The organism is Mesorhizobium sp. Root554, assembly GCF_001427025.1.
In the GTDB taxonomy this organism is placed as follows: Bacteria; Pseudomonadota; Alphaproteobacteria; order Rhizobiales; family Rhizobiaceae; genus Mesorhizobium.
Genome location: NZ_LMGA01000001.1, coordinates 3,043,085 through 3,061,357 on the forward strand (window position 1 = coordinate 3,043,085; position 18,273 = coordinate 3,061,357).

19 protein-coding genes and 1 tRNA gene are annotated in these 18,273 nt (G+C 63.3%); 11 read left to right on the top strand and 9 right to left on the bottom strand.

Going from position 1 to position 18,273, the window contains the following annotated elements:
* Positions 1–239: 239 nt before the first annotated feature.
* Entirely contained in the window at positions 240–1,205 is a 966-nt protein-coding gene (locus ASD44_RS14780) for an aldo/keto reductase (RefSeq protein ID WP_082542574.1), read from the top strand.
* A 50-nt stretch (positions 1,206–1,255) separates the two neighbouring features.
* Here ASD44_RS14780 and ASD44_RS14785 read toward each other — a convergent pair whose 3' ends face one another.
* The 3 genes from ASD44_RS14785 to ASD44_RS14795 form a co-directional block, all read right to left on the bottom strand.
* Positions 1,256–2,767 (bottom strand): altronate dehydratase family protein, encoded by a 1,512-nt coding sequence (locus ASD44_RS14785; RefSeq protein WP_056113492.1) that lies wholly within the window; start codon positions 2,765–2,767, stop codon positions 1,256–1,258.
* Between the two features lie 216 nt (positions 2,768–2,983).
* The gene (locus tag ASD44_RS14790) at positions 2,984–3,313 is read right to left on the bottom strand and encodes an L-rhamnose mutarotase (protein ID WP_056113495.1); all 330 of its coding nucleotides are present in this window, start codon (positions 3,311–3,313) and stop codon (positions 2,984–2,986) included.
* A 28-nt stretch (positions 3,314–3,341) separates the two neighbouring features.
* Positions 3,342–4,016 carry a GntR family transcriptional regulator gene (locus ASD44_RS14795; protein ID WP_056113498.1) on the bottom strand — a complete coding sequence of 225 codons (675 nt, stop codon included), beginning with the start codon at positions 4,014–4,016 and terminating at the stop codon, positions 3,342–3,344.
* Between the two features lie 224 nt (positions 4,017–4,240).
* Between ASD44_RS14795 and ASD44_RS14800 the strand changes: the two genes are divergently transcribed.
* From ASD44_RS14800 to ASD44_RS14825, 6 genes are all read left to right on the top strand, one after another.
* Positions 4,241–5,740: a sugar ABC transporter ATP-binding protein gene (locus tag ASD44_RS14800; protein ID WP_056113501.1), complete on the top strand. Its 1,500-nt coding sequence runs from the start codon at positions 4,241–4,243 to the stop codon at positions 5,738–5,740.
* Positions 5,737–6,735, top strand: a complete 999-nt coding sequence (locus tag ASD44_RS14805) for an ABC transporter permease (protein ID WP_244478779.1) — start codon at positions 5,737–5,739, stop codon at positions 6,733–6,735. Before ASD44_RS14800 ends, ASD44_RS14805 begins: the two co-directional genes overlap by 4 nt.
* Complete coding sequence (locus ASD44_RS14810; protein ID WP_056113503.1) at positions 6,735–7,730, top strand: ABC transporter permease; 996 nt, start codon at positions 6,735–6,737, stop codon at positions 7,728–7,730. The genes ASD44_RS14805 and ASD44_RS14810 overlap by 1 nt, the downstream gene beginning before the upstream one ends.
* Positions 7,727–8,665 carry a sugar ABC transporter substrate-binding protein gene (locus tag ASD44_RS14815; protein WP_056113505.1) on the top strand — a complete coding sequence of 313 codons (939 nt, stop codon included), beginning with the start codon at positions 7,727–7,729 and terminating at the stop codon, positions 8,663–8,665. Before ASD44_RS14810 ends, ASD44_RS14815 begins: the two co-directional genes overlap by 4 nt.
* Before the next feature lie 121 nt (positions 8,666–8,786).
* Positions 8,787–9,830, top strand: a complete 1,044-nt coding sequence (locus ASD44_RS14820; RefSeq protein WP_056113509.1) for a MupA/Atu3671 family FMN-dependent luciferase-like monooxygenase — start codon at positions 8,787–8,789, stop codon at positions 9,828–9,830.
* Between the two features lie 12 nt (positions 9,831–9,842).
* Positions 9,843–11,570, top strand: coding sequence for a polyketide synthase (locus ASD44_RS14825; RefSeq protein ID WP_056113512.1), 1,728 nt, complete (start codon positions 9,843–9,845; stop codon positions 11,568–11,570).
* A 63-nt stretch (positions 11,571–11,633) separates the two neighbouring features.
* Here the strand turns inward: ASD44_RS14825 and ASD44_RS14830 are convergent, their stop codons facing one another.
* Both ASD44_RS14830 and ASD44_RS14835 read right to left on the bottom strand, forming a co-directional pair.
* A complete protein-coding gene (locus ASD44_RS14830) occupies positions 11,634–12,836 on the bottom strand; it encodes an MFS transporter (RefSeq protein ID WP_056206836.1) in 1,203 nt (400 codons plus the stop codon).
* 366 nt (positions 12,837–13,202) lie between these two features.
* Positions 13,203–13,278, bottom strand: a tRNA-Ala gene (locus tag ASD44_RS14835).
* A 292-nt stretch (positions 13,279–13,570) separates the two neighbouring features.
* Between ASD44_RS14835 and ASD44_RS14840 the strand changes: the two genes are divergently transcribed.
* The 4 genes from ASD44_RS14840 (at position 13,571) to ASD44_RS14855 (ending at position 15,339) form a co-directional block, all read left to right on the top strand.
* Positions 13,571–13,864: a YggT family protein gene (locus tag ASD44_RS14840; RefSeq protein ID WP_056113517.1), complete on the top strand. Its 294-nt coding sequence runs from the start codon at positions 13,571–13,573 to the stop codon at positions 13,862–13,864.
* A gap of 2 nt (positions 13,865–13,866) precedes the next feature.
* Positions 13,867–14,181, top strand: a complete 315-nt coding sequence (locus tag ASD44_RS14845) for a DUF167 family protein (protein WP_056113521.1) — start codon at positions 13,867–13,869, stop codon at positions 14,179–14,181.
* 54 nt (positions 14,182–14,235) lie between these two features.
* Positions 14,236–14,826: a hypothetical protein gene (locus ASD44_RS14850; protein ID WP_056113524.1), complete on the top strand. Its 591-nt coding sequence runs from the start codon at positions 14,236–14,238 to the stop codon at positions 14,824–14,826.
* A 111-nt stretch (positions 14,827–14,937) separates the two neighbouring features.
* Positions 14,938–15,339, top strand: coding sequence for a hypothetical protein (locus tag ASD44_RS14855; protein ID WP_056113527.1), 402 nt, complete (start codon positions 14,938–14,940; stop codon positions 15,337–15,339).
* A gap of 130 nt (positions 15,340–15,469) precedes the next feature.
* Here the strand turns inward: ASD44_RS14855 and ppa are convergent, their stop codons facing one another.
* From ppa to ASD44_RS14875, 4 genes are all read right to left on the bottom strand, one after another.
* Positions 15,470–16,000 carry an inorganic diphosphatase gene (ppa, locus tag ASD44_RS14860; RefSeq protein ID WP_056113530.1) on the bottom strand — a complete coding sequence of 177 codons (531 nt, stop codon included), beginning with the start codon at positions 15,998–16,000 and terminating at the stop codon, positions 15,470–15,472.
* An 84-nt stretch (positions 16,001–16,084) separates the two neighbouring features.
* A complete protein-coding gene (locus ASD44_RS14865; protein WP_056113534.1) occupies positions 16,085–16,591 on the bottom strand; it encodes a GNAT family N-acetyltransferase in 507 nt (168 codons plus the stop codon).
* 131 nt (positions 16,592–16,722) lie between these two features.
* Positions 16,723–17,361 (bottom strand): TPM domain-containing protein, encoded by a 639-nt coding sequence (locus ASD44_RS14870; RefSeq protein ID WP_056113537.1) that lies wholly within the window; start codon positions 17,359–17,361, stop codon positions 16,723–16,725.
* 3 nt (positions 17,362–17,364) lie between these two features.
* Positions 17,365–18,195 (bottom strand): YgcG family protein, encoded by an 831-nt coding sequence (locus ASD44_RS14875; protein WP_056113540.1) that lies wholly within the window; start codon positions 18,193–18,195, stop codon positions 17,365–17,367.
* Positions 18,196–18,273 lie beyond the last annotated feature (78 nt).

Sequence of the window (18,273 nt, forward strand, 5' to 3'; positions counted from 1 at the left end):
TCCCTAAGATGTTTCGCAGACCCGCAGCGACCCGCGGACGGGTGCCGGCCCAATTCCTCACGCCGGTTCCACGCCGCATCAAGGCGCCAGCGCAAGGCTTGATCGGGATCATTATATTAGTGTAACAACTCCGACAAGCAGGCGATGCGATTTTTCGGGCCTGCAGGATTGGAGGGACTGTGAAGGTCGAGAAAAAGAGCGCCGTGGGCGGAACTGGTCTGGAGATCACCGCGCTCGGAATGGGCTGCGCGTCGCTGGGCGGGCTTTATGCGCCGGTGGATGCGGCAACCTGTATGGCGACCTTGCGGGCCGCGCTCGATGCCGGCATGAACTATTTTGACGCCGCGCCCATGTATGGGCTGGGGCGCGCCGAACACATGCTCGGCTATTTCCTGCGCGAGCAGGTTCCGGCTGCACCCGCTGTGGTCAGCACCAAGGTCGGGCGCCTGATGACGCGCGAGCGGCCCGGCCGCATCCTGCCCCCCGCTGCGGAGAAGAACCCGCTCGACGCCGGTTGGGAGAACGGCCTGCCGTTCCGCGAGGTGTTCGATTATTCCTATGACGCGATCATGCGCAGCTTCGACGACAGCCAGCAGCGCATGGGCCGATCGCAAATCGACATCCTGTTCGTCCATGACATAGGAAAACTGACGCATACCGACGCGTCGCAATTCCACTGGGACGCACTGACCAGGGGCGGCGGCTTCCGCGCGCTGGCGGACTTGCGGGACGCCGGCATCATCCGCGGCTTCGGTCTCGGCGTGAATGAAGCCGAGGTGGTTCTGGACGCCATGGGCGAAGCGCGCCTGGACTGCACATTGCTCGCCGGCCGCCACACTTTGCTGGAGCAGAATGCCGATACACTGCTGGAGAAGGCGCATCGCGACGGCATGTCCATCGTCATCGGCGGCGTTTTCAACTCAGGCATTCTTGCCGCCGGAAACGCCGGCAACCGCAAGTTCAACTACAAGGACGTTCCCGAGGCGGTTGCCGCCAAGGTGGATGCACTTGCAGAGGTCTGCGACGAATTCGACGTGCCGCTCGCCGCAGCCGCCATCCAGTTTCCCTTCCAGCACGAGGCAGTGACCTCGGTGCTGATCGGCGCCAAGCACCCCGATCGAGTCCGGCAGAATGTCGAATGGTTCGAAAGGCCCCTGCCAGACGAACTGTGGCAGGCGCTGAGGAGCAAGGGGCTGGTTTCCTGAAGCCTACGCGAGACCTGAACGGGCGCATCCCGCTCAGGTCGCGCTGATTGCTACATCGTCGCGCCGAGGCTCCACGGCACGAACTCGTTGTCGCCATAGCCCAGGCCTTCGGAGCGGGTGCGGCCTCCGGAGGCGACGCGCAGGATCTCGGCGAAGATTTCTTCGCCCTTCTGCGCCAGCGTCACCCCGTCCAGTATGTCGCCGCAGTTGATGTCCATGTCGTCGCGCATCTGTTCGTAGATGAAGGTGTTCGAAGCGAGCTTGATCGACGGCGTCGGCTTGCAGCCGAAGGCGGAGCCGCGTCCGGTGGTGAAGCAGAGAACGTTGGCGCCGCCCGCGACCTGTCCTGTCGCCGAGACCGGGTCGTAGCCGGGCGTATCCATGAAGACCAGGCCGCGTTCGTTGATCGGCTCGGCATATTCCAGCACTGCGCGCAGATTGGTCGTGCCGCCCTTGGCCGATGCGCCGAGCGATTTTTCCAGGATGGTCGTCAGCCCCCCCAGCTTGTTGCCGGGTGATGGGTTGTTGTTCATCTCCATGTCGTGCCTGGCGGTGTAGTCCTCCCACCAGCGGATGCGCTCGATCAGCTTCTCGCCGACCTCGCGGCTCTCGGCGCGCTGCGTGAGAAGATGTTCGGCGCCGTAGATCTCGGGCGTCTCCGAAAGCACAGCCGTGCCGCCCTGCGCGACCAACAGATCGACGGCCGCGCCGAGCGCCGGATTGGCGCTGATGCCCGAGTAGCCGTCGGAACCGCCGCATTGCAGCGCCAGCACGAGTTCGGAAGCAGGCTGGGGCGTGCGCTCCGCGGTATTGACGACAGGCAGCATATCCATGATCGCCTTGACGCCCGCGTCCACGGTCTTGCGGGTGCCGCCGGTCTCCTGGATCGTCATCGTGCGGAAGGTCGTGCTTTCCTCGATATTGTAGGATTGCATCCAGCGCGGAATCTGGAACGCCTCGCAGCCAAGGCCGACCATCAGCACGCCACCGACATTGGGGTTGGTGGCGAAACCCCATTGCGTGCGCTTCAGCAGATCGTAGGCCGGCCCGTTGACGTCAATGCCACAGCCCGTGCCGTGGACCAGTGAGATGACGCCGTCCACATTGGGATAGTCGCGCAGGACACCGGACCGGTTGATCTCGTCGGCGATGAAGCGCGCGACACTGGCCGAGCAGTTCACCGATGTCAGGGTGGCGATGTAGTTGCGCGTGCCGACCTTGCCGTTCGGTCTTCGGTAGCCCATGAAGGTGGCGCGCTCCGCCTCGGAAACCATAGGCGTGTCCCTGACGTTTGCGCCAAATCCATAATCGCGCTCGAAATCGCGCAGGTAGACGTTGTGCTCATGGATCCAGTCGCCGGCGGCGATGGGCACGCGCGCGAAGCCGATGGTCTGGCCGTATTTGACGATCGCCTCGTCCGCCGGAATATCGCGCAGCGCCATCTTGTGGCCGCGCGGTATGCGCGCCCTGGCGACCACCTCACCGGCCTTGTCTCCGACCTTCAACGGATCGACTGCCAACAGAATATTATCGGCGTCCGAAAGCTTGATGAACCGCGTCATTACCCAAACTCTGAAAAGGCGCTCGGCAGGGGGCCGGGATGCGCAAAAATGATTCTGAATACTAATATAATAGAATGACAATGGTCAAGCCGCGCAGCGGAACTGTGCGACGGGGCGGTGAGGGCTGGTCGGCAAGGGTACCACGGCGAACGAGGGCCACGACGCCTGGCCCGGGAAACGTGGTGAATTGCGGGGGCGCGATCCGGATACCGGGGATCAGTCTAGATGGAAAACCTCTTCCATGGCAGCCCACCACTCATCCTTGGCGCGGGTCGGCAAGGGATGCTGCATGGGGTCGCACAGCTTCCACCATTTCTGCATCGCTTCCGCTTCGCCCATGAGCTCGGCGTCACGCGCGAAGTCGCTGCCGTGGTATTCCCAGTAGGCGAAGAGGAGGTTCTCCGGTTCGCGCAGGAAGATGGAATAGTTGCGGATGTTGGCGCGGCTGATGACGTCCAGCACTTCCGGCCAGACATCGGCATGGACCCGCTTGTATTCCTCGAGTGCCTCGGCTTTCACGCCGATGCAAAGCCCCATTCGCTTCATATTGCCCTGTCCGTTGCTGGTCCGACCGTCAGCCGAGAAGTTCGGCCGCGACGTCGAGCGTGTTGCGGAACGACGTCTCGAGGTGATGCTCCATGGCTTGAGCGGCAGCCTCGGCGTCATGGCGTTCCAGCGCGTCCAGGATCGCTTCGTGCTGCTCGATCGTCTGTTCGCCATAGCCGGGTTTCGGGATCGCCAGATAACGGCCTCGGTCCATTTGCGCCTTGGAGATGTCGACCGCCCTCCAGATCATCGGCATGCCGCAAATCTCGGCGATGGTGCGATGGAACACATCGTCGAGCTGGATTGCCACGGCGTATCGGCCCCGCGATATGGCGAGGCGATGCGCCGCCATATTGTCTTCCAGCGTTTCCTTGGCGACAGGCGTCAGCTTGTCGGCGGCGCGCCTTGCGCTTTCCATCTCCAGCGCCCGTCTGATGACATAGGCTTCTTCGAGATCTGCCCGGCTGATGGGCGCGACATAGGTTCCGGTCTGCGCCAGGATCTTGACCAGCCCTTCGTCGCTGATGCGCTTTACCGCTTCCCGCACGGGTGTGCGGGACACGCCCAGGGCTTCGGCGATGGCCACTTCATTGATGACGTCGCCGGGTTTCAGCCGCCCGACGACGATCATGTTTCGGATCTTGTAGTAGATCTGGTCGCGCAGCGGCAGGGCCCGGTTCAGAGTCGAAGGGTCGAGGTCCATGGGAAATCCCGAGTTTTGTTGACCTGAAATGATAAGATTATATTAGAATGTCAAACGGAATGCACCTGCCTCCCGATGGGTGTCGTTCCAGCGCTGAACAGCGCCCAAAACGACTGAATTCCAGCTTGTCAGAACTGTTATATTAGTGCAATAGTCTCCTCCGGTCGCGTAAATCTCCTCTGCGGATTGTGCGGCTATCTTGCCAGGGAGGAACCTAGCCAGACATGACTGCAGCCGATTGCGCCTTGGATATGCGAGGCATCAGCAAGACGTTTCCGGGCGTGAAGGCCCTGTCCAACGTCAACTTCTCCGTGAAGTTCGGCACGGTCCATGCCGTCGTGGGCGAGAACGGCGCTGGCAAGTCGACGCTCATGAAGGTGCTCAACGGTTCATATGCGCCCACTAGCGGCACGATCCATGTCGGCGGCTCGGAAGTGCGCATGCGCCGGCCCGCTGATGCGCAGGCGCTCGGCATCCGCATGGTGCACCAGGAAATCAACCTGGTCCCCGACCTCACAGTCGCCGAGAATGTCTATCTCGGCCGCATGCCCGCCCGGTGGAGTCTTTTGCGCAAGAGCGAGATGATCGCCAGGGCTGCCGCGGTTCTCGACGAATTGGGCGCGGCCATCAACCCGCGCGAGCGGCTCGGAAACCTGTCGATCAGCCAGCAGCAGCTCGTCGAGATCGCCAAGGCCTATGCGGCGAAGCCGAGGATCATCGTCCTGGACGAGCCGACATCGAGCCTTAGCGAACATGAGACGGCGGCGTTGTTCAGGATCCTGCGCAAGATGCGCGACGACGGCATCGCCATCGTCTACATCAGCCACCGGCTCAAGGAAGTGCTTGAGATCGCCGACGAGGTGACGGTGCTACGTGACGGCAGCATGATCGAGACGCGGCCGATCCATGGCATAACGGCCGCTGGGATGATCCGGCTTATGGTTGGGCGCGAGGTCAGCAACGTCTTCCCGAAAAGCCCCGCCGAAATCGGCAACTCCGTGTTGCGTGTCGATGGCCTCAGCGATGGCCTCCGCTTCCGCGACATCAGCTTCGATGTGAAAGCCGGCGAGATTCTGGGGCTGACCGGCCTGGTCGGGGCCGGCCGCACCGAGGTCGCGCGGGCCATTTTCGGCCTGTCCCCGCTGATCGAGGGGTCGATCAGCGTCAATGGACGGAAGGTTTCCATCAACTCTCCCTCGGATGCGGTCAAGGCGGGGATCGCCTATGTGCCCGAGGACCGCAAGGGCGACGGCATCGTGCCCGGCATGTCGATCCGCGAAAACATCAGCCTGCCGATCTTGCGGCGCCTGACCCGGTTCGGACGCATCAGGCGCAGCGCCGATCGCTCGCTGGCGGCAGGCTATGTGAAGCAGTTCTCCATTTCGCCACCCGACGGCGAAAGGCGCATCAACCTCCTGTCCGGCGGAAACCAGCAAAAGGCGGTGATCGCCAAATGGCTTGCCGCCAATCCCCGGGTTCTGATCCTGGATGAGCCGACGCGCGGTGTCGATGTCGGCGCCAAGGCCGAGATACACCACATCATCGGCCAGCTCGTCGCCGGCGGCATGGCTGTCGTCATGATCTCGTCCGAGCTGCCGGAAATCCTCGGGGTCTGCGACCGCGTCGTCGTCATGCGCGACGGACATGCTTCCCAGCCGCTGGTCCGCAGGGAACTCAGCGAGGAACGCATCATGGCGCTGGCGACCGGGGAGGAGATAGCGTGACCGATACCGCCATGGAGATCAGCGGCGTGACCCGCAACGACCGTTTTACCCGCGGCAGCAAGCTTGCCGACATGCTGTCCAAGGCAGGGCTTGGCTTCGCCATTCTGGCCGTCGTGCTTTACGGCTCCTTTGTCAGTCCCGCCTTCTTCACCGCCGGCAATCTGCTCAACGTGCTGACGTCGATGTCCATCGTCGGCATCGTCGTGGTCGGCATGACGTTCGTGCTGGTGGCCGGCGGCCTGGCGGACCTTTCGGTGCCGGCCACCATCGCCTGCGGCGCCATCCTGTCGCTCGGGCTGCAGCCGATGATCGGGCCCGTGCCGGCCTTCGTCCTCGCGGTCGGCCTTGCCGGGCTGATCGGCCTGCTCAACGGGGTGCTGGTCGGATATATCGGCATCAATCCCATCATCGCCACGCTCGGTGTCGGCACGATCAGCCTCGGCATAGTCCAGGCGGCTGTCGGCGGCGTCATCGTCTATGGCAGCAACCCGGCCTCGGCCGAATTCGCCAAGGGGCGGCTGTTCGGGATTCCGGTCGTCGTGCTGATCTTTCTTGCCATCGCCCTTGTCGGCCATTTCCTGCTGTCGCGGTCCTTCTGGGGACGATGGACGCTCGCAACCGGTGGCAATTACAGCGCGGCCGAGGCCAGCGCGGTCCCGGTCAAGGCGGTCAAGGCAGGCGCTTTCGTCATAACGGCGCTGGCTTCAGGCATCAGCGGCGGCCTGCTCGGCCTGACGCTGCAGAGCGCACGCCCGCTTATCGGCGCAGGCTACGAGTTCAGCGCCATCACCGCGGTCGTCGTCGGCGGCGTTTCGATCATCGGCGGCTTCGGCTCCGTCCCGCGCGCCATCGCCGGACTTATCTTCGTGCAGCTCCTGACCAACGTCATGGTGCTGAACGGCGTCCGCACGCCGATCCAGGGTTTCGTGCTCGGCGCCCTGATCGTCGGCGCTGTCGGCGTCGACGCGGCCCTGCGCAAAAGGGGAGGAGCGTGATGCGTTTCCTGGCACTCATCTCGCAGCATCGCGTCGCCATCATTCTCGGCCTGACGCTGATCATCTCCTCGCTGGTCGTTCCCGGTTACCTTGCGACGTCGACCCTCAGCCTCGGCCTGGACCGGGCGGCGACCATCGGGCTTATCGCCATCGGCCTGACAGTGCTGCTGATCGCCGGCCAGATCGATCTGTCGGGCGGCGCGGTCTTCGCGCTTGCCGGCATCGTCTCCGTCATCCTGCAGCGTGAGATCGACGTCCTGCCCGCCGCGATCGTCGGCATTCTGGTCGGCACGCTGGCCGGTGCGATCAACGGTCTGCTCGTCGCCGGGCTGAAGGTGAATTCGCTGGTGCTGACGCTGGCGACCATGCTGATCTTCCGCTCCCTCGCGCACTGGATCACCAACAGCCAGCCTGTGACGGGCACGGACATCATGTTGTCACTGGCGTTCGCGCAGGTCTTCCTGGAGATATTCACCGTCCGCAGCGCGCTTTTCATCGTGCTCATCGTGCTGCTGCATTTCTGGCTCACGCGCACCGTGCCCGGCCGCAACGTCTTCGCTGTCGGTTCCAATCCGGTGGCGGCCAAAGACAGCGGCATCGCTTCCGATCGCATCCTTTTTCTCGGCTTCGTCTTCGCCGGCACGCTGGCCGGGCTGGCCGGCGTTCTCCAGAGCCTCGTCACCAATACCGGCTCGCCAGTTTTCGGCTCCGAACTGACGGTCGCCGTCATCGCCGCGGTCGTGGTCGGCGGCACGCGCCTCGAAGGTGGCAAGGGATCCGCGCTCGGCACGCTGGGCGGCGTGCTCACCATCGGGTCGCTGACCATCGCAATGGAGTTCCAGTCCATTCCCGCATACGTCCAGCAGGTCGTATCCGGGCTTATCCTGATCCTGCTCGTCGTGCTCGATCGGGCCGTGACTACCAAGGGGAGGGCTCCGGGCACACGCCCCGCGCTCGTTCGCGACAATCCAATCACTCAAGGAGGAAACGTATGATTGGCAAGAGAAGCATGCTCCACATCACCGCCATGGCGGTGGTGCTGGCATCGACAGGCTGGGCCAGCGCAAAGACCGTCTGCTATGTGACCGCGGCGGATTCGCATGCCTATGCGACGCCGGCCAACAAGGCGCTTCAGGCGCGCGCCGACGAACTCGGCATCGAGGTCCTCAGCCTCAGCCAGGACTTCGATGTGCAGAAGGGCACCGAGCAGCTCAACACCTGCGTGGCCCGCAAGGTCGACGGCATCATCCTGTGGCCGCTCGACCCGCAGGCATACATCCCCGGCCTCGCCCGCGCGCAGCAGGCGAACATCCCGGCGATCCTGATCAACTCACCCATGGGTGACGACGCCAAGCCGTTCATCAAGTCGTTCACCGGTCCGGACGTCTACGAGGAAGGCAAGCTTGCGGCGGACTCGCTCAGCAAGGCGCTGGACGGCAAGGGCTCCGTCGTCATCATCGCCGGCCAGGCCGGCAATGGCACGACCATCGGCCGTGTCGACGGTTTCAACGACCGTCTCAAGGAGACCAATTCCGAGATCAAGGTTCTCGACACGGTCAATGCCGACTTCGACCAGCAGAAGGCCCTCGTCGTCAGCCGCGACCTGATCACCCGCTTCGGCGACCAGATCAGCGGCGTCTATGCCAATGACGACACCATGGCCCGCGGCTTCATCGATGCCTGGAAGGAGGCCAACCCGTCCAAGAAGGCGCCGCCAATCGTCGGTATCAACGGGCAGAAGGACGCTTTCGCGTCCATCAAGACTGACGAGATGTACTCGACGATTGTCCAGTCGCCCGTCGAGGACGGCAAGCTTGCGATCAACACCATGGCCGAAATCATGGACGGCAAGGAGGTCAAGGACCGCCTTCCGATTCCGTTGACCGTGGTGACCAAGGAAAACGTCGACTCGGTCGAACCGGCGTTCTGATGCGGCAAGCCGGTCCGGTCCAGAGCCGGACCGGCTTCTCCGCCCTTGCGGCAAGGCGTGATTTGTCGCCTGTCGCAACCTGTCCCGGCGGGTCCGGAGATGCGGTTATCGAGGACCGATCATGAAGTTCAGCCTGATCTTCTTCTCCAACTCCTATCCCGAGGAAGCTGGAGGCGCCTATGCCGTCATTTCGGAAATGGCAAAGTATGGCGACCGGCACGGCTTCGAGGCGGTGTGGATCCCGGAACGTCATTTCCATACGATGGGCGGGATCTACCCTAACCCGGCGGTGGTTGCTGCCTATCTGGCGTCGATCACCAGGACCATCCGGCTGCGCTCCGGCAGCGTCGTGGTGCCGTTGCATCATCCCGCCAGCATCGTGGAATCGTGGTCGGTGGTCGATCACCTCTCCAATGGCCGCGTCGATCTTGCCCTGGCGAGCGGCTGGAACGTCAATGATTTCGTGCTGGCGCCGGGCGCCTTCGCCAATCTGCGCGACCTATGGTTCGACCGCATCGACGAAATCCGCAACCTTTGGTCGGGGCGGCCGATGTCCTATCCCAATGGCGCGCAGAAACCGACGCAGATCGTCACCTATCCGCGTCCGGTCCAGCCCGAGCTGAACCTGTGGCTCACCGCGACCAAGCAGCCTGAATCGTTCCGCAAGGCCGGCGAGCTCGGCATGAACGTGCTGACGATGCTCTCCGGCATCTCGCTCGAACAGCTGGCGCAGAAAGTGACGCTCTACCGGCAGGGGCGGGAAAGCGCTGGGCTCGATCCCGCCACGGGCACCGTCACCCTTATGCTGCATACATTCGTCCATGAGGACATGGACACCGTCCATCGCGCAGTTCGGGGGCCATTCCTGGACTACATCAAGACCAGCCTGAAAAGCCACCTGCAAGGCGGGGCCGTCGATGTCGGGCATCAGCTCTCGGCCGACGAAATCGACAAGATGGCCGAATACTCTTTCGAACGCTATTTCGGCACCGCCGCCCTGTTCGGCACGGTCGCCGATACGCGCCGGTTCGCGCTGACGGCCGCGGAAGCCGGCGTCGACGAGATCGCCTGCCTGCTCGACTATGGCCCGACCGTCGCCGATATTCGCCTGAACCTGCCCTATCTCGCCGAGCTCAAGCACAGCTTCGAAACGGTGGAAGCCTGAGCGGCCGACGGCATGAAGAAGCAATCGGAAAGCCAGGACTCGCAACAACAGGACATTGACGCCGGGGCTCCGGCGGCGATGGCGATCGTCGGCATGTCGTGCCGCTTTCCCGGCAGCGTCGGCCCGGAAGCGTATCACCGCTCCCTCATCGAGGGCGCCGATCTCTTCTCGCCACCACCGCGCGAACGCTGGGACTGGTGCGGCGACGACCGCATCCGCGTGCCGAAAATGGGCGTGCTGGACGATATATTCGCCTTCGACAATGCGCTGTTCCGCATCTCCCCGCGCGAGGCGGAGACGATCGATCCGCATCAGCGCCTGATGCTGGAGGAAGCGTGGCTGGCCGTGCAGAATGCCGGCTACGATCACGCCGATTTCGCGCGGCGGACCACCGGGGTTTTCGTCGCAGTCTACAATCCGGATTTCCAGTTCTATGCGCGCGCCGGGGATTGGGACGATATCTCCAGCATGTATCTGGCGACCGGCAGTGCCCACACGATGGTGCCGAATCGCATCTCCTATGCGCTGGACCTGCGCGGGCCGAGCGAGGTCGTGGATACGGCGTGCTCAAGTGCGCTGGTCGCCGTTCACCGCGCGGTCGAGGCAATCAGGAATGGTGAGTGCGAGCAGGCGATCGTCGGCGGGGTGAGCCTGCTTCTGGAACCGAGCCGTCTGGTCAGGCTGCAGGAACTCGGCCTGCTCAGCCTGTCGGGGCAAAGCGCGCCTTTCGACAGGGATTCGCGCGGCCAAGTGCTGGGCGAAGGCGCCGCCGCCCTTGTCGTCAAGCCGCTCGACCGCGCCATTCGCGACCGCGACACGATCCACGCCGTCGTCCTTGGCGGCGGCGTCAACCATCAGGGCGCAACGTCGGGCGGGCTCACCCGCCCGAGCGCTTCCGCACAGGCCGAGCTGATCCGGCATACCTATCGCCGCCATCGCATCGACCCCGAGGCCGTCGGCTATGTCGAGGCACATGGCAATGGCGGCAGCGGCGATCTCAGCGAACTGCTGGCTTTCCAGAACGTGTTCGCCGATGGCATCCAAGTCGGCTCGGTCAAAGGCAATATCGGCTTTCTGGAAGCCGCCGGCGGACTATCGCAGATCATCAAGGTGGCCATGGGCATGAAGGAAGGCGTCATGCCGGCCACCCGCTCGCACCGTACATTGATCGAGGACGAAACACTGCGTCCTCGCGCAGTTCGGGTTCTCCAAACCGACGCGCCGCTGGGTGCATTCAGCGCCGGCGCCCCGCTGATGGCCGGCGTCCATGCCTACGGGCTGGGCGGTTGCAACGCGCATGTGGTGCTCGGTCAAGCGCCTGTCAGCGAAAGCGGCGCCGACACGCCGTATCCCATCCTGTTGTCCGCTGAGGACGAGGCCGGCCTGTCCGCCCGTACGCAACAGATGGTCCAGTGGCTGGAAGGCGGCCCGCCGGCCACCCTGCCGGACATCTCCTTTACGCTCACCGTTGGCATGCCCCAACAGCAACGGCGGGCGGCTTTTCTTGCCACGTCCAAAGACGAATTGATGCAACGGCTGCGGGGGGCTGGATCGGCCCTCACTGAAGGCACGGCGGTCCAGCCGGACATCCACAAGGCAGTGGCCGCATGGCTGGCCGGCGAACGGGTCGACTGGCATCGGCTGCTGCCGTCCGGCCGCAGGACAGTGGTGGCGCCGCAAGCCCTTCACCGGCGCCGTTTCCAGCTGCCGGCGCTTCGCAGGCAAGCGCACCAGGCTTGAAGGCCCGATCCGGCATAGTTGAAGGAGTGCCTCCGCTTCGTGCAGCGCCTCTGCTTGGCAAGGTCAGGATTGCCCGTGCCGCGGAGTCTCTGCCGCGAAGGCGTCCATGGAGCCGAACGGCCGCCAGACGACCAGTCCGACGCACAGGCAAAACGCCATAACGCCCGCTATCCAGAAGATGGCGACGACTGAAATGATCTGCGCGATCACGCCCGCGACCAGAAGAGCGCCGACATAGGACAGCCGGAGGATGTTGGAGTAGATCGAGCTGGCGTGGGCGGGCCGGTCGGCCAGCCGCTCCTGAAGAACGATCAGGCTGAGACCCATCATGGTACCGGTGACGATGCCGTTGATCACGCTGAGGGAAATCAATCCGAACAGATTTTCCATCAGCGCGGCGGTCAGGAAATAGACGCAAAGCAGGGCGCATGAGAGGAGCAGTATCCTCGCATAGCCGAACCGGTTCCTTATGGCGTTCGAGCCGGCGATGATCGGGACCTCGATGGCGGCCGCGATCGAGAAGGCCAGTCCGACATGAAATTCCGTCCCGCCGATCTGTACGAGCCGCCACGGTATGCCGAGCGCGCAGATTGAAATCAGCAGGTGCACGGACGACAGTGTGAGCACGGTGAGGACGATCGACTCCTGCCCGGACGTCCCTTGTGGGGCCGGCTTCGCGGATTCCGCTGCAAACGGGGTTTTCTGGGAAAAGAAAGCCTTGGTCCCGACGATGAAAACCGCCAGCAGCGCATAGGCCGCGGCCGCCGCGTAGAACACGGCGGCCTGTGAGTAGACGGTGGCAATGAGCCCCCCGAAAGGCGGTCCCGCCACCCAGCCGGCGCTTGCCAGCGCGCGGATAAAGCCGGTCGAAGACCGGTCGTTAATGAAGGCAAGCGCCATCAGTTGCGAGAACAGGCTCCCCGCTATCGCGATCAGGGACGCGAAGACGAGAAAATAGACCCAGTAGTTGGTCGCCAAAGCCAGGCACAGGCTGCCGGCCAGTCCGCAAAGGGCGGTTGCTATCGTGATGGGGTAGCGCAGTCGCGGTACGTCGCCGATCCTGCCCAGCATATAGACGGCGGCCGAAGAAGCGAGCGTCCCCGCTACCATGAAAAGGCTTGCATCGAAGTAGGTGGCGCCAAGCTTTACCGTCAGGAAAATCGGCAGCGTGGCGGAAAAGGCGGCCGTGATGCAGGCATTGAGGGCAACGCAAAAAGCTATCGATCCCGTGTATCCCTGCGATTTCCAGTCATTTTGACGAGGCATCAACTCTTCCGCATGCACGCCAGTACGATCATTACACTAATATTTCAGTGCGGCAACCACGAGTCGGCAGGGAGATCGAATGCGTCATGGCAAGAAACAGAACGGCAGGTCATCGCTTCTCGTCATGCTCCGCATGAGGCCAGGCATGACCGGACGACGACCCCAGCTGCTCACGAGGGACCAGTCCGCGCAACGGTTGCGCCACCACCACGATGCTGGGGTCGGCGCGTCATGAGCATGGGGCTAAAGGACATTCCTTCATGGACACACGACTCCGGATCAACGGTCGAACCTATGGGTTCGCTGTCGACAAGCGCACGACGCTGCCCGAGACACTTCGTAACCATCAATACGGTGACCCGCCGGTGGTGGAGCTGAGGGGGATCGAACCCCTGACCTCGTCATTGCGAACGACGCGCTCTCCCAGCTGAGCTACAGCCCCGTCCAGCGGATGGCGCATTTATGTGGCCGGCCGGGCAGCTGTCAAGCAAGCATTGCCGGTGACAAGCGAGCTCCATCAAGGACCCTTATCCTCAGAGCAAGCTGGACCTGGAATGATCTCGATGCACTCCCGCGTTCGTGCCGTGTTCGCTGAAAGTGCGGAAATATTGGAAGGAAAGGCCGTCGTCGGGCCCACATTGCAACGGCTTGGGCCCCACAAGACACTTCAGGCGAGCCTGCTCTTGCCGCATTCGGCTGCAGTGGCTACATGTCGGCAACAATCGGAGACCGGTATGTACGCCCTCATTCAAACCATTCTTATGGCGCTGAATATCTACTGGTGGATCATTATCGCCTCGGCCGTCTTTTCCTGGCTCTATGCCTTCAATGTCGTCAACCCGCGCAATCAGTTCGTCGGCACGATCGGCAATGCGCTCTACCGTCTTACCGAGCCGGCCCTGCGGCCCATACGCCGCTTTATACCCGACCTCGGCGGCATCGACATCTCGCCGATCATTCTCCTGCTGATCCTGTTCTTCCTGGAGCAGTTCATCATCTACACTATAGCCCCGGCTCTGCTCGGCTGATTGTGAGGGCACCGTTCCGGCTTCGCAGCGACGGCATCGATCTGTTTGTGCGGCTGACGCCGAAATCCTCGCTCGACAGGCTTGAGGGCGTGGAAGAAACCGCCGACGGCCGCAGTCATCTCAAGGTCCGCGTGCGCGCTGTGCCCGAGAAGGGTCTCGCCAACGCGGCGCTCATCGGGCTTGTCGCCAAGGCGCTCGGAACACCAACGTCGGCGATATCCGTTGTCGCCGGTGACACCGCGCGGCTGAAGACCCTGCATATCGCCGGCGATCCGGCCGTGTTGATTGACCGGATCGCGGGTCTGCCGACACGCTAGCGCCGTCGTCGTTTGAGCGATAATCTGCGAAGCCATTGCGATGGGGATGTCCGCATGCGCTTGCTGATCTTGATCCTTGCCGCAGTCGGTTTTTGCAGCGTCGCCCGGGCGGGCGACATTTCGAGCGCCTATACCGATCTCGACTGGAAGACGGACTGCGCCACTTACGCCCAGGCGGAGGAGGGCGAGGGCGACTGGTCCGACCTCGTCTGCTCGGGCTATCGCGGCTATCCGGTGATGATCGCCTATGACGATGCGCGGGAATCGCTTTACTACGGCTTTCCGGCCGCCGACATGACGGCGGTTTGGGAGAGCTTCGTCGGTTTCAATTCCGGCGGTCCAAGGATCGAATGGCGCATCGAGACCGATGGCGATATCGCCGTGCCCTTTGCCACCATCCATCGCCGTTCCGTCGCCAGCGCCGATGGGTCGGACAAGAAGATCGAGGTGCTGGTGGTCTCGAAAGTCGGCCAGCCGGAGGAGAAGCAGGGCTGCACGGTCGGGCTGGTGCTGGCCAGCGGCGTTCCGGACGCCAACGCGGCGGCGCAGAAGCTGGCGGACGAAAAGGTGCGCGCCTTCACCTGCGGCAAGGACCAGCGCGTGACGATCGGCGCGGTTCCGGCGTTCGGCCGGGTGGACAATTGAGACGGTGTGGCGCCTTCCCTTGAGGGGAGGAATCGCGCCGCTCCCGCAAAAAATCTGTCCACACCCCGAAAACCTCTCCCATACTTCTGCCCAATCGAAACGGAGGATGGGATGGGGACCTGGGAAGCAGATTGGAGCCGCGATGTGCTGGAGCGCATCGCGGCGCTGCTTTTCGTTCTCGCCGATCTCGCCGACCTTGCCGCCTGTGCGCCTTACCGCCGCCGCCGGCAGGTGCTCGAAATCCTGAGCCATGGCGAGGCCGTGGCCCGCCCCTTCGTCATCGCTCTGGCGACCGGAGCGCCGATGCCGGCAGATGGGCCAGCGGAAGCACCGGAAACGGCCGGCGATGCTGTGCGTCTCGCCGGGAGTTTGCGGGCGCTGGCGCTTGCGCTGTGTGTATTGTTGGCGCGGCGGTCGGCGCTTCGCCGAGCGGCCCATCCGCGGGCCGGATGGCACGGGCCTGCCAGGCCGGAAGGCCGTCAGACGTTGTCGTTCGCGCCTGACACCTCATGAAGTCAATCTGGCTGGCGTCGCATTCATGCCTGACAAACAACGGCTTTCCAGAACCTGGCGCACGAAAAACGCGCCGCCGGGAACGCGGGACTGTGCCATTGCCAGCGGCAAAAGGCAGAAAAGGCGCGGTCTACTTGCCCTTGGCCCGCTCGATTGCCTCGACGATCATCTTCTTGGCATAGGTGGCATCGTGCCAACCGGCAATCTTGACCCATTTGCCGGGTTCAAGATCCTTGTAGTGCTCGAAGAAGTGCGTGACCTGGTCCAGTGTGATTTGCGGCAGGTCGGTGTAGTTGAACACCTTCTCGTAACGCTTGGTGAGATGCGGCGACGGGACGGCGATGACCTTCTCGTCCTGGCCGGCATTGTCTTCCATGATGAGAACGCCGATGGGCCGCACATTGACGATGCAGCCGGGGATCAGCTCTCGCGTGTTGCACACCAGCACGTCGATCGGATCACCATCGCCGGACAGGGTGTGCGGCACGAAGCCGTAATTGCCGGGATAGCGCATTGGCGTGTGCAGGAAACGATCGACGAAGAGCGCGCCGGCGGCCTTGTCCATCTCATACTTGATCGGCTCGCCGCCGACAGGAACTTCAACAATGACGTTGACGTCGTCGGGCGGGTTCTTCCCGATGGCTATCGCTTCGATGCGCATGGCTTGCTCCCTCTCTTGTGCAATCGATAGAGGGACAAATGCTGCGGTGCAATGCGGCGAAAGCGCCACCGGTCACCGGCTTGTCTATTCCCAGACGAAAGCGATCTTCTTCAAGGCCCTCTGCTCGAAGATCTCGACCCCCTCGGCGATATCGCGGCCGCCGGCGCCGGTGTAGAAGGCCAGCGCGTTGGCGTTGTCCTCGAGCGCCCATACAACCATGCCCCGCAGGCCGTTATCGGCAAGCGCCCGGCGCGCGGCGGCGAAAAGCCTGCTGCCGAGGCCGATGCCCTGATATTCGGGGCGCAAATAGAGCTCGTAGATCTCGCCCTGCTGCCTGAGTTCGCGGGCGCGGTTGCGGCCTATGGTGGCATAGCCGGCAATGTTGCCGCCGATCTCGACGACCAGAACGGTGGCGGCGCGGCGTATCGCGTTCGCCCACCAGTCGGCGCCCCGGCGGTTGATCATGGAAGACAGCGCCCGGTGCGGAATGATGCCGGCATAGGCGCCGCGCCAGGCCTCCATGTGCACGTCGGCGATCTCCCGCGCGTCACGCGGTTCGGCCTTCCTGATGTCGATCGTCAACGTGTTCATGATTTGTTAACCATAGCCCGACGTTGCGCGCTTGCAAAGAGTCCGGCGTCAATTCGCACAGGGCTATGGGTAGAGATGGCGACGCGCTGCGGCGGAACGCTGCGCAACGCCTTATCGCCGGAGACTAGAGGCTAGATTTCGACCAGATGGTCGTCGAGCTCGTTGGTATCGCCCGGCGATACGGGAAAATGCTCCGCCAGCACCGAACCGACCGTTGCAACTGCCGTGACGAACCCATCGGCCAGACGGTCGCCGCGGGCGTGAGCGATGAGGTCGCGCACGACACCGTCCCAGACATGCTGGCCGACGCGGCCGTCAATCCCATTGTCGGCCACGACCTCGGCGTAGCGCTCGGCCAGCGAGACGAAGATGAGCACGCCGGTGCGCGCGCTCGTGAGATGGACGTTGCGGGCAAGAAACTGCTTGACCGCGTTGGCATGCGCCGCCTGATAGCGGAGCCGCCGCGGCACGAGGTGGATCCTGAGACCTGGGAAAGCCCATAGGAGCGCAAAGACGCACAGGATCGCCAGGCCTTGGGCCGAAACGAAATACGGCAGCCGCACCGACAGCCACCAGGCCTCGATGCCAATCGTCAGCAACAGGGAAACGATCAGCATGGCAAGAGTTGCGGTGAAAGCGGCCGGATAGAAATAATTGTCGCTGGCGCGCGCCACGACGCAGTAGATTTCGCCGTCGGTCTGTTGCTCGGCCGCCCGGATAGCGGCGGTGATGCGCGCATGCTCTTCGGCGGTGATCGGACGTGTCGCCATCGTTCACCAGCTCCCCGAAGATCCGCCGCCGCCGGACGAGCCGCCACCGCCCGAAAAGCCGCCGCCTCCACCACCCGAAGACCAGCCGCCGCCGCCGGACGACCAACCACCGCCGCCTGTGGTCCACGAGCCACCGGAAGAGGAGCGCTTTCTATTGGTGTCGAAGGTCATGCCCAGCCACCTGTACCGGCCCGGTGCGATCTTCGTGCCCAGGATCGGCGGCAGGATGGCCATGGCGAAGCTGCCGAAGAAAATGGTGAGCCAGATGGCGATGAAAATGAAGAAGATGATGGCATCGGGATCGATGGATGTGTCGGGGTTGCGCTTGCCGCGCGCCTCCAGCTCCTCCGGATTGCCTTCCAGCACCATGATCATGTCATCAACGGCCTTCGATATACCGCCGGAGAAGTCACCGGCGCGGAATGCCGGCACCATGTCGTTTTCGATGATCAGCTTCGTATGCAGGTCGGTCAGCGTGCCTTCCAGGCCGTAGCCGACCTCGATGCGCATCTTGCGGTCGTTCTTCGCGACCAGAAGCAGCGCCCCATTGTCCTCGCCCGCCTGGCCGAGACCCCAGTCACGGAACAGGCGGTTGGCGTAGGGCTCGATCTCTTCGCCGTTCAGGCTGTCGACAGTGGCGACGACAATCTGGTCGGATCCTTTCTTTTCGAAGTCGGCCAGCTTCTGGGTAAGCAGTACCTCGGTGGCGGCGTCGATAATGCCGGCATTGTCGACGACCCGCCCTGTCAGCTTCGGCAGGTCCTGCGCGAATGCGACGAGCGGAAAAAGGAGGCAAGCCAGCGCGAACGCCATCAGCCGAATGCCGACGGGCATCCTTCTCCTGCTATGAAGCAAGGGCGAAAATCGCCAGTCGAAGCTATCCGGCATGACTGTCACGCATGCACGCGAATA

Coding starts and splice junctions, on each gene's coding strand:
- ASD44_RS14780 (WP_082542574.1), top strand. CDS start 240: ATGGGCTGCGCGTCGCTGGGCGGGCTTTATGCGCCGGTGGATGCGGCA.
- ASD44_RS14785 (WP_056113492.1), bottom strand. CDS start 2,767: ATGACGCGGTTCATCAAGCTTTCGGACGCCGATAATATTCTGTTGGCA.
- ASD44_RS14790 (WP_056113495.1), bottom strand. CDS start 3,313: ATGAAGCGAATGGGGCTTTGCATCGGCGTGAAAGCCGAGGCACTCGAG.
- ASD44_RS14795 (WP_056113498.1), bottom strand. CDS start 4,016: ATGGACCTCGACCCTTCGACTCTGAACCGGGCCCTGCCGCTGCGCGAC.
- ASD44_RS14800 (WP_056113501.1), top strand. CDS start 4,241: ATGACTGCAGCCGATTGCGCCTTGGATATGCGAGGCATCAGCAAGACG.
- ASD44_RS14810 (WP_056113503.1), top strand. CDS start 6,735: ATGCGTTTCCTGGCACTCATCTCGCAGCATCGCGTCGCCATCATTCTC.
- ASD44_RS14815 (WP_056113505.1), top strand. CDS start 7,727: ATGATTGGCAAGAGAAGCATGCTCCACATCACCGCCATGGCGGTGGTG.
- ASD44_RS14820 (WP_056113509.1), top strand. CDS start 8,787: ATGAAGTTCAGCCTGATCTTCTTCTCCAACTCCTATCCCGAGGAAGCT.
- ASD44_RS14825 (WP_056113512.1), top strand. CDS start 9,843: ATGAAGAAGCAATCGGAAAGCCAGGACTCGCAACAACAGGACATTGAC.
- ASD44_RS14830 (WP_056206836.1), bottom strand. CDS start 12,836: ATGCCTCGTCAAAATGACTGGAAATCGCAGGGATACACGGGATCGATA.
- ASD44_RS14840 (WP_056113517.1), top strand. CDS start 13,571: ATGTACGCCCTCATTCAAACCATTCTTATGGCGCTGAATATCTACTGG.
- ASD44_RS14850 (WP_056113524.1), top strand. CDS start 14,236: ATGCGCTTGCTGATCTTGATCCTTGCCGCAGTCGGTTTTTGCAGCGTC.
- ASD44_RS14855 (WP_056113527.1), top strand. CDS start 14,938: ATGGGGACCTGGGAAGCAGATTGGAGCCGCGATGTGCTGGAGCGCATC.
- ppa (WP_056113530.1), bottom strand. CDS start 16,000: ATGCGCATCGAAGCGATAGCCATCGGGAAGAACCCGCCCGACGACGTC.
- ASD44_RS14865 (WP_056113534.1), bottom strand. CDS start 16,591: ATGAACACGTTGACGATCGACATCAGGAAGGCCGAACCGCGTGACGCG.
- ASD44_RS14870 (WP_056113537.1), bottom strand. CDS start 17,361: ATGGCGACACGTCCGATCACCGCCGAAGAGCATGCGCGCATCACCGCC.
- ASD44_RS14875 (WP_056113540.1), bottom strand. CDS start 18,195: ATGCCCGTCGGCATTCGGCTGATGGCGTTCGCGCTGGCTTGCCTCCTT.